The 9,673-nt window shown below is 33.7% G+C and carries 8 protein-coding genes and 2 pseudogenes; 3 read left to right on the top strand and 7 right to left on the bottom strand.

Annotation, left to right across the window (positions count from 1 at the left end):
• The 3 genes and pseudogenes from IC220_RS01170 to IC220_RS01180 form a co-directional block, all read right to left on the bottom strand.
• A pseudogene (locus IC220_RS01170) lies at nt 1-593 on the bottom strand (transposase family protein); the annotation flags it as partial.
• Nucleotides 594-713: 120 nt separating this feature from the next.
• Nucleotides 714-1,253 (bottom strand): demethoxyubiquinone hydroxylase family protein, encoded by a 540-nt coding sequence (locus IC220_RS01175; RefSeq protein ID WP_188152780.1) that lies wholly within the window; start codon nt 1,251-1,253, stop codon nt 714-716.
• Between the two features lie 49 nt (nt 1,254-1,302).
• On the bottom strand, nt 1,303-1,782 hold the full coding sequence (locus IC220_RS01180; protein ID WP_188152781.1) for a disulfide bond formation protein B: 480 nt from the start codon (nt 1,780-1,782) through the stop codon (nt 1,303-1,305).
• Nucleotides 1,783-1,979: 197 nt separating this feature from the next.
• Here IC220_RS01180 and IC220_RS01185 point away from each other — a divergent pair, with 197 nt between their 5' ends.
• On the top strand, nt 1,980-3,737 hold the full coding sequence (locus tag IC220_RS01185) for a peptidylprolyl isomerase (RefSeq protein WP_188152782.1): 1,758 nt from the start codon (nt 1,980-1,982) through the stop codon (nt 3,735-3,737).
• A gap of 28 nt (nt 3,738-3,765) precedes the next feature.
• Here IC220_RS01185 and IC220_RS01190 read toward each other — a convergent pair whose 3' ends face one another.
• The 3 genes from IC220_RS01190 to IC220_RS01200 all read right to left on the bottom strand — a co-directional run bounded on the left by IC220_RS01190 (nt 3,766) and on the right by IC220_RS01200 (nt 7,187).
• Nucleotides 3,766-4,521, bottom strand: a complete 756-nt coding sequence (locus IC220_RS01190; protein ID WP_188152783.1) for a cytochrome c1 — start codon at nt 4,519-4,521, stop codon at nt 3,766-3,768.
• On the bottom strand, nt 4,521-5,738 hold the full coding sequence (locus tag IC220_RS01195; protein ID WP_188152784.1) for a cytochrome b: 1,218 nt from the start codon (nt 5,736-5,738) through the stop codon (nt 4,521-4,523). Before IC220_RS01195 ends, IC220_RS01190 begins: the two co-directional genes overlap by 1 nt.
• 165 nt (nt 5,739-5,903) lie before the next feature.
• Nucleotides 5,904-7,187 carry an adenylosuccinate synthase gene (locus IC220_RS01200; protein ID WP_188152785.1) on the bottom strand — a complete coding sequence of 428 codons (1,284 nt, stop codon included), beginning with the start codon at nt 7,185-7,187 and terminating at the stop codon, nt 5,904-5,906.
• 147 nt (nt 7,188-7,334) lie between these two features.
• Between IC220_RS01200 and IC220_RS01205 the strand changes: the two genes are divergently transcribed.
• The gene (locus tag IC220_RS01205; RefSeq protein ID WP_188152786.1) at nt 7,335-8,357 is read left to right on the top strand and encodes a quinone-dependent dihydroorotate dehydrogenase; all 1,023 of its coding nucleotides are present in this window, start codon (nt 7,335-7,337) and stop codon (nt 8,355-8,357) included.
• A 49-nt stretch (nt 8,358-8,406) separates the two neighbouring features.
• Entirely contained in the window at nt 8,407-9,390 is a 984-nt protein-coding gene (fabD, locus tag IC220_RS01210; RefSeq protein WP_188152787.1) for an ACP S-malonyltransferase, read from the top strand.
• An 85-nt stretch (nt 9,391-9,475) separates the two neighbouring features.
• Here fabD and IC220_RS01215 read toward each other — a convergent pair.
• A pseudogene (locus IC220_RS01215) lies at nt 9,476-9,673 on the bottom strand (IS481 family transposase); the annotation flags it as partial.

The following is a 9,673-nucleotide window of genomic DNA, read 5'->3' on the forward strand; positions in this document are numbered from 1 at the left end:
TGTATGCCATTGTCTGTTAAAACAGTGTGATGGCAAGATTCTAATCAAATTGCGTAGAAACTCTGCAGCTATGGGTTTTGTAGCAGTATTATGCAACTCAACATAGGTAAATTTCGATGTTCTATCTATAGCAACAAACAAACATAATTTTCCTTCTTCTGTTCTAACCTCTGCAATATCAATATGCGATTGGATATTGCTTAAATTTCTTTTTGGCTTTTACCTCTCCTTCAATTTCTGGCAGCCTGCTAATGCCGTGTCTTTGCAAACAGCGATGCAGGCTAGAACGAGTTAAGTGCGGAATTGTAGACTGCAAGGCATAAAGGCAATCATCTAATGGTAGAAGTGGAAATGCAACAATTATAGCCTCTTCCTCCTTGCTTAAAACCGTTGATCTTGGATGTTTTGGTCCCATATTCACATCTTTAGTGAATGAACGTTTTTTCCATTTTACAATAGTTTTCGGGATAGCGCTCAGCAAGTTTTGCTATGCTCTCTTTACTATTTTGTATTGCTCTACGCACCGCCTCTGTTGTCTTGGCGCACCCATGTAATACTTGATAATTCCTCCTTTGATGGTATTTTTTTCTCATATTTTATTATACCATCACTCTTTGGGACTGTACACCGATATTGATACAAGCCAAACTGCTTCATCAAGTTATTTCTTACATTTATATTTGCTCCTTTTTTATTAGAACTCTGATCGCTAGTTAGCATATTTTAGATAGATAAATGGCAATTTTACAACCTGTTTTAATAAAAGAAGATAAGGTATTATAACCAAATGCATTTTCTGCATCATGTTCAATGGCAATGTCCCTATGCTCTAACTCTTCATCACGAAATTTACTTATTGTTTCTTTTAATTCTCCATCTTCTAAGTGCAGAACTTGCTCTTTATAATGCTCTCCTATAACTTCTTCAACTGCAACAGTACAAGCCATAGCAGCTTTTTCACCCATAGTTGCAGTTACAGCTCCTAGTGATATTCCTAACATTTTCCAAATTGGCAACAGAATGGTGGGGCGAATTTTATGCTCTCTAATCTTCTCGTCAAAATAGTTTAAGTGCTTTTTTTCCTGTTCTTCCATTTCAATAATCTTATTTATTATAGGAGATTTTTTTAGGATAAGTTTTTGGCCATAATAGATGCAAATAGCTCCATATTCTCCAGCATGATTTACTCTTATTGCCTGCTGCAAGAAATTTCCTTTTAATTTATTAATATTGTTTTTCAACTTGCCCTCCATTTACCATCAGAATACATATACACTTTACCCAGCTGCGGCAGCTCAACAATTAGCAATGACTATTCTTTTTAATATAAGTGCTGCTTAAAACTGCTAATAGATAAATTAAATTCCACGTTGCCAAAGAAATGCCCAGAATATAATGAGGTTTATCACAAGATGGAGAATAATTAGGATTCAATAGATTATTTTTTAGTTCTTCCATAGTAACATTATTGCTTATCTGTTCTGTACACCCTACGATATCATGGAACCAATGAAGCTCAAGGCCAATGTGGTAGAAAGATATAATTATACCTATTATATAGCTACAAAACATCATATAAATTAGAATTTTATTGTGCTTAAGTAGACATGCTACTGCAAGCAATGCTGCAGCATAAAAAACTACGCGTTCATATATACATAACTTACATGGCAACATGTTAAAAAAATATTGCAGTACATATGCAATAACTAGAGCAGTAACACTAGATAGCAAAAAGATTATAGGAATGCTGTATTTATTATTTCTAAGGTTCCCTAACATAATCAATAAAGTTACTACAATAATTATAAAAGTCAACTAGTTTGCTTTGTTTTATACTCTGGATATGATACTGTACTCTTTGAATTTTAAGATATAAATTGAGGGGTTTGTCATAAAAAATCTACTAAAGTGACAAGGGTTTACAAGAGTAAAATTATCATTATCCTATAATTAACTGTTTATTAGCTTACACATGTATGAATACTTCCACTAAGGTAATTGCTGTCTTTTTAGCTTGTTTATTAATCTTAGTAGGGATTAGTAATCTTTTGTCAGATAATGATCAAGAGCAACATGTGGCAAGAATTGGCAAGGAAATTATATCACTGAATGAATATAAGTCTCTATATCAAAACTATAGTAGTGCTACTAGCTCTAGTGAAACACAAAAAAAGTTGAAATACGATTTACTTAATGCACTCATAGAACAAAAATTGTTGCTTAATCTAACAAGTGAACTCGACTTAGAAGTTGGAGAAGAGTCAATTAAAGATCATATTAAAAATACAAAATACTTTCAAAATGACACAGGTGAATTTGATAAAAATAAATTTAATGAGATGTTAAATAGTTTGCATATCACCGAAGAAGAATATGTGTTAAAACTCAAAAGAATCTTACCAGCGATAATGCTTATGACTTCCTTGTTTAAAGACAATTATCCAATAACTTATGGTGAGAAAGTTGATGAACAAATTTATAAACATCGTTACCAAACTAGAGTGGTAGATATCATAAAAATAACTAAAGATGCAGTTACTAGTACTTCTAAACCTGATAATCAGACTTTACTTAATTTCTATGAGAAGAACAAATCTAATTTTTATTACCCAGAGTATAGGACTGCACAATATATTTCTATAGGTCCAAAATATTTTGAAGATCAGGTCAAAATTTCAGGTGAAGAAGTTGACAATATTATCGAACAACGGGCTCTCAAAGATCAACGAGATGTACTTAATTTAGTGTTTTCCACTAAAGAAGAAGCTGAAAAGGCAAAAAAAATGTTGATAGAAGACAAAAGAAATTTTGAACAAGTGGCATTAGAGTTTGGTAAAACAGGTCTTGAAGACATGAGGATCAACAACATAACTAAGGACTTTCTGCCTAAAAATATGCAAGATACAATCTTTGCTCTCAAAGAAGGGGAGGTTAGCGAAATTTTAGCAAGTAGCTTTGGTTGGCATATAATTAAAATAGAAAGTATACATCAAATTTCGCATGAAGATTTAGTGAAACTAAAAGTAGATATTAAGTCAGTTTTGGCTAATCAAAAATCTTTTGAAAAGGTGAATGATTTTATTAATCAAGCAAATTATAAAGTGTACAACGGTGCAACTATCGAAGAAATATCCAATGAGTATAATTTACCAATGCAAACTATTGGGCCTGTAGATGCTAATGAGAATTCTAATGATCTGATTTCTCTCATTTTTTCTCGTGGGAAGGACCAAAAAAGTTACTTCAAGGGTGTTGGTGATTCCATTGTTAGTATTAAAATCACTGATATTATTCCACCTAAACTACAAAACTTTGAAGAAAGCAAATCATCAGTGTTAGAACTCTGGCGTAATAAATTTATAGCAGAAAAAATGTCTGAAATTGGACAGAAAATTGTCGGTCAAATTAAAGATAAGGCTGGTGCTGATATCAATGAAATGCAAGGCATAGAGTTATTAAAAGAACAGCAGATACATCGCGACCAACCAGATTATCCTTTTTCTTTTGTCGAAGAAATTTTTAACATGAAGGACATTGGTTCAGCAACAAACCTCATTAAACATGATAATGCTATTATAATAGGTATGTTAAAGGGTATGAATCCATCAGATGGTAAATTAAATACTCTTGACACTGGAAAGCGTGTTGTAATGTCCCTAAAAGAGCAGTTAATTAGCTATCTGGAATCGAAGTATAAAGTAGAAGTAAATCATTCTATACTTGATGATATTTAACAATAGACCTTGTATCTCTGATCTAAATCTATTTCTTTTTCTTATAAAGATTGCTCCACACTTTATTATTAGTGAATATAAAGAATATCGTTAAAATTATAAAATATGTCACTACTTTTAACCCTAACTTACGCCGATGTTCTAACTCTGGTTCTGCTGCCCAATGTAGAAAATTCACTATATCATACGTCATGTTCTCAACTGTAGCCTTTCTATCACCATTATATTCTATTAATCCTTCAGATAGCGGTGGTGCCATAGCTAACTTACCTGTTGAAAAATACGGATTAATGTATAAGCCACTTGCATCTGGCTCACTACCCTCGTAGCCGGTGAGTAGCGAATAGACATAATTTGCACCATCATGTCTTGCTTTTATGACTAATGATAAATCTGGCGGAGCTGCACCATTATTTGCCGCTGCAGCAGCTTCCTTTGAACTAAAGGGAGCTATGAAATAGTCCGAGGGCACTCCAGGTCTTTCAAACATTTCACCTAAGTCATTAGGGCCATCTTTAACTTGATAAGAAGCGGCAATTTGTTTTACTTCTTCTTCAGAAAAACCAATATCTCTTAAGTTACGAAATGCTATTCTATTCATCGAGTGACAAGCAGCGCAGACTTCTTTATACACCTTGTAACCACGTTGAATTGATTCTTTATCAAAGTACCCGGTAATTCCTTCAAATTTCCAATCTATCTTTTTGTTTGGTGATGGTTGAAATTCCTCAGCAAACGCAACATTAATCAGAAATAACAGGCAAAGTATAATTCTCATCGACATCACTTCATCCCCGCACTTATACTCTTTGGTAGCGCCTTTGTTTTTTCGTATTTACTAAGCAGCGGTAAAACAATTAAAAAATATGTAAAGTAATAAAGAGTTGATAATCTGCTTAGTGTGAGATAAGGCTCTTTAACTTCTTGCCCACCTAGCCATCCGAGAAAGAAAAAATTTATAGCAAAAACCCAAAAGAATATTTTGAATACTGGACGATAAGCACCACTTTTGACTTTTGATTTATCAAGCCAAGGCAGAAAAAACCAGACTAAAATAGAAAAGAACATGGCAACTACTCCAGAGAGTTTACCTGGAATTGAACGTAACATTGCATAAAAAGGTAAAAAGTACCACTCTGGCACTATATGTGGTGGAGTTACCATAGAATCAGCTTCTATATAATTGTCTGGATGTCCAAGGTAGTTAGGGGCGTAAAAAACAAAAAGAAATAAAACTACAAAAAACAAACCAAAGGTTATACAATCTTTGGCAACATAATAAGGATAAAATGGCACAGTATCCTTTTCTGACTGTACTTCCACTCCACTCGGATTACCAGATCCAAATCTATGTAAAGCAACAACGTGCAACGCGCCTAGCACAACAATAATAAAGGGCAATAAGTAATGTAGAGTAAAAAAGCGATTAAGTGTTGGATTATCAACGGAAAAGCCACCCCATAACCATATGACTATCTTGTTACCAATAATCGGTATGGCTGAAAATAAATTAGTTATTACCGTTGCGCCCCAAAAACTCATTTGTCCCCAAGGAAGAACGTATCCCATAAAGGCAGTAGCCATCATTGCAAAAAATATGAATATGCCGATAAACCACACTAATTCCCGTGGTTTCTTGTAGGATCCATAATATAACCCTCGCATTATGTGAACATAAACTACCATGAAAAAAAGTGATGCTCCTACAGCATGAGTATAGCGTATTAACCATCCATAATTTACATCACGCATTATACGCTCTACACTGTTGAATGCATGATCAACATGCGGAGTATAGTGCATAGCAAGAAATATACCTGTAATTATTTGTAAAATTAATGCTATACCAGCCAGAGAACCAAAGTTCCAGGCATAGTTTAAATTTTTTGGTGTTTGATACGAAGCAAAGTGTTTTAGGAAAGAAAATATAGGCAGTCTATATTCTATCCAACCCAATATACCTTTACCTTCTTCTACCTTTGTTTTACTATCGTCTTGCATTTTATTATTCCTTAATTCTAAATTTATTGTAATAATTTATCTTTTATGCACAATAAAAACTTTCACCATATTGCATAGCTACTTGTATTAATGTCCTGTATAAAAAATTCAAGCAGCCATTTCAAAATTAGGCATACCAATATCAGTAAATTAGATGGCACTTAATTAACAGCTCTTTTTCAGTATAACAATATCTTCCCTTTTTGGACTGGTGGAAATTAGATCAACCGGTACGCCTATTAATTGTTCTATTCTTTCTACATATTTTATCAAATTAACAGGCAAATCTTCAGCATATCGCTTACCTTGAGTACTCTCCTTCCAGCCAGGGAATTCTTCATATATTGGTTCTAGTTCTTTTTGTATTACATGTGATGCTGGTAAATGATCATACTCTTCATTATTGTACTGATATCCAGTACATATTTTAATCCTATCAAATGAATCAAGTATATCCAATTTAGTTAGCACGATACTTGAAACTCCAGAAAGCTTCACAGCTTGACGCACTAAAACTGCATCAAACCACCCACAGCGCCTTCTTCTATTGCTTACCGTTCCTACTTCCTTTCCTACAGTAAATAAGCTATCTCCTATTTCATTATTTTGTTCAGTAGGAAATGGACCGTTGCCAACCCTTGTCGTATAAGCTTTTGCTATTCCAATAACATTAGCACTTGAAGATAACCCCGAACCCGTTATTGCCTGTGATGCTATGGTATTACTTGAAGTAACAAATGGATATGTTCCATGATCAATGTCTAAGAACGTACCTTGAGCTCCTTCAAATATTATTTTCTTGTTCTCCATCACCAGGTTATTCAATACTTTCCATACTGATTTCTTATATGGAAGAATCTTTTTTGAGATTTCCTGTAGCTCTTTTATCGTTTCTTCTTTTGTTACTAATTTACTACCTAAGCCTTTTCTGATTGCATTATGATAGTTAAGAAGAGTTTCTATTCTTTGATTTAGCTCATCTTCACTTTCCAAGTCGCAGAGACGTATCGCTCTTCTTCCTACTTTATCTTCATAACATGGACCTATACCTTTATTTGTCGTGCCAATTTTATGATTTTCATTTAACTCTTCAAATAGCTTTTCTTTATCTTTATGTATACTTAATATTAGAGGACAACTTTCGGATATTACTAAATTATTAGGGTTTATATCTATCCCTTTCGCTCTCAATAATTCAATTTCTGAGACTAATGCATGTGGGTCAAGAGCAACACCATTTCCTATAATAGATATCTTGTTGGATCTCAAAACAGCGGAGGGTAACAAATTTAATTTATAGACTTCATCATCATTTACTACTATGGTATGTCCAGCATTGTTTCCACCTTGAAATCTAACAACTGCATCTACATTTTCAGAAAGGTAATCTACTATTTTGCCTTTACCTTCATCTCCCCACTGCAGACCGACAATTACAATGTTATGCATTACAAATTTTTAGATTAATACTTCAATATTAATGCAGTGCAGTGCAAATAACAAGGAGTAATTTCTCATAATCTTAATCTTTGCCTACGGAAATTGCTTTCTAAGTTATGTTCTTCGTGATAAAAATAAGCTATATATCTGAGAACAATGTTACATAATTTACTATTTTTACTACCACCTGAGGTTGCCCATTCTTTGGTAATTATGGCATTAAAAATGCTTCCTTATGGTAAATCTATAGAGTTACCAGAGTCTTTAAGTGTAAACTTCTTTGGTAAAAAACTTAGAAGTCCCATCGGCTTGGCTGCTGGTTTTGATAAAAATGCAGAAGTGATAAAACCTATGTTGTCGTTCGGATTCGGGTTTGTGGAAGTTGGTACCGTTACTCCAAACCCACAACATGGAAACAAAAAGCCACGAATTTTTAGGTTAACTAAAGATCAGGCCATAATTAATAGGCTGGGGTTTAATAGTAAAGGAATAGACTATTTTCTTAAGCAAATAAGTAAAACTAAACTTGATGACTGTGTTTTTGGTATTAACATAGGAAAAAATAGCACATCGGAAGATCAAATTAGCGATTATCTCAGCTTGATAAAAATGGTACATGGCAAAAGTAATTATATTGTTTTAAATATCTCATCTCCCAATACGCCCAATTTACGTAATTTACATGATAAACAAAAATTATCACAGCTATTGCAAGCCGTCCGTGATCTAACAGGCAGCGCATCAATAAATACGCCCATAATATTAAAAATCTCACCAGATATAGACCAGCATACAAAGGAAAATATAGCTGAGCTTACCATGGAGCATAATATTAGTGGATTAATAGTAGGTAATACCACTGTACATAGAGATAACGTACATTCTCATCAGAGTGAAATTGGTGGATTGAGTGGCAAGCCATTATTTAAACTTTCAACTCAATTATTGCGTGATATGTATAAGCTCACAGAAGGCAAAGTACTGCTAATAGGATGTGGAGGAGTTTCAAGTGGTGCTGATGCATATGAAAAAATCAAAGCAGGAGCTTCTTTAGTACAGCTATATACTTCGCTCATATATCATGGACCTCAGATTGTGAAAAAAATTAACCTTGAACTTGCAGAATTACTAAGAAAAGATGGATTTAGTAGCATTAATGAAGCAGTTGCTTGTTGTTGACAAAAAATAAAATAACATATTTAATTAATGATATATAGATAACAACTTAATGATTTTTGTTTTTCCAGGTCAAGGTTCTCAATATGTAGGAATGGGAAAAAGCCTATATAGTGAATTCTCTGTTGCTAAGCAGGTATTTGATGAAGTTGATAATGTACTGAATAGAAAATTATCTGACATCATTTTTAATGGGTCTATTGAAGAATTAACCATTACAGAAAATGCTCAACCAGCTATAATGGCGGTATCAATAGCAACTCTACGTGTTATTGAGCATATACTTGGTAAGTCCCTTTTTTCTGATGAACAAGTTAAATACGTATGTGGACATTCAGTGGGTGAATACACAGCATTATGTGCTACAGGAGCCTTAACTCTCGAATCAACCGTAAAATTGCTACAAGTGCGTAGCAAAGCCATGCATGAAGCTACCATGCAATGTAAAGGCAGCATGGTAGCATTACTAGGAACAGAGTCAGGCGAAGTAGAAAATATATTAAAATCAGCCCACATTAATGAAGTTTGTGAGATTGCAAATGATAATGGTGGTGGACAAGTAGTGGTAAGTGGAACAACAGAAGCTCTCAAAATGCTAATGGATGCACTTAAAAATTCAAGTGTTAAGAAAGTAATTAAATTACAAGTTAGTGGACCCTTTCACTCATCTCTCATGAAACCTGCAGATGAAAAGATCTTGGAGTGTTTGAATAATGTTAAAATGATCAGTCCCATAGTGCCTTTGATATCAAATGTCACAGCTCAAGAAGAGAGTGACCCTGAGAATATAAAAAGTCTACTATCCAAACAAATCGTGAGTAGAGTTAGATGGAAAGAAATGGTGTTATATGCAGTAAATTGTGGCATAAATAAGTGTGTTGAAATAGGACCTAATAAAGTTCTATCTAACCTCGTGAAAAGAATAGATCAATCTATCAACATAAAAAATATAGATAATATTGATGATATTAATAATTTTTGTAATGAATCATTATTGTTGATAGCAAAAAACTTAAAATTTCAGTTAGGTCAATAGACCTCCTTCGAAATTCAATCTCTGGTTGTCGCCATCACGCTGCTCTGCAGCAGATTCCGCAGGCTTATGATCTTATACTTCCTCTCTAGGTGTATGGTCCCAAAGAGTGATGGAAGTATAAATAAATCAGGAAATTTTGTCCACTGATCACATATGAACTCATAAGGTGTGAGACCCTTAAGAGTTTTTAGTCTTTTAGCGTAATTGTAGGCCATAACGAAGCTATAAAGATGCTCTTTAAGTTGTTGATGTGATTTATAGTAGTATTTCTTAACTGTAGCAT

This window comes from Wolbachia endosymbiont of Pentalonia nigronervosa, assembly GCF_014534705.1.
In the GTDB taxonomy this organism is placed as follows: domain Bacteria; phylum Pseudomonadota; class Alphaproteobacteria; order Rickettsiales; family Anaplasmataceae; genus Wolbachia.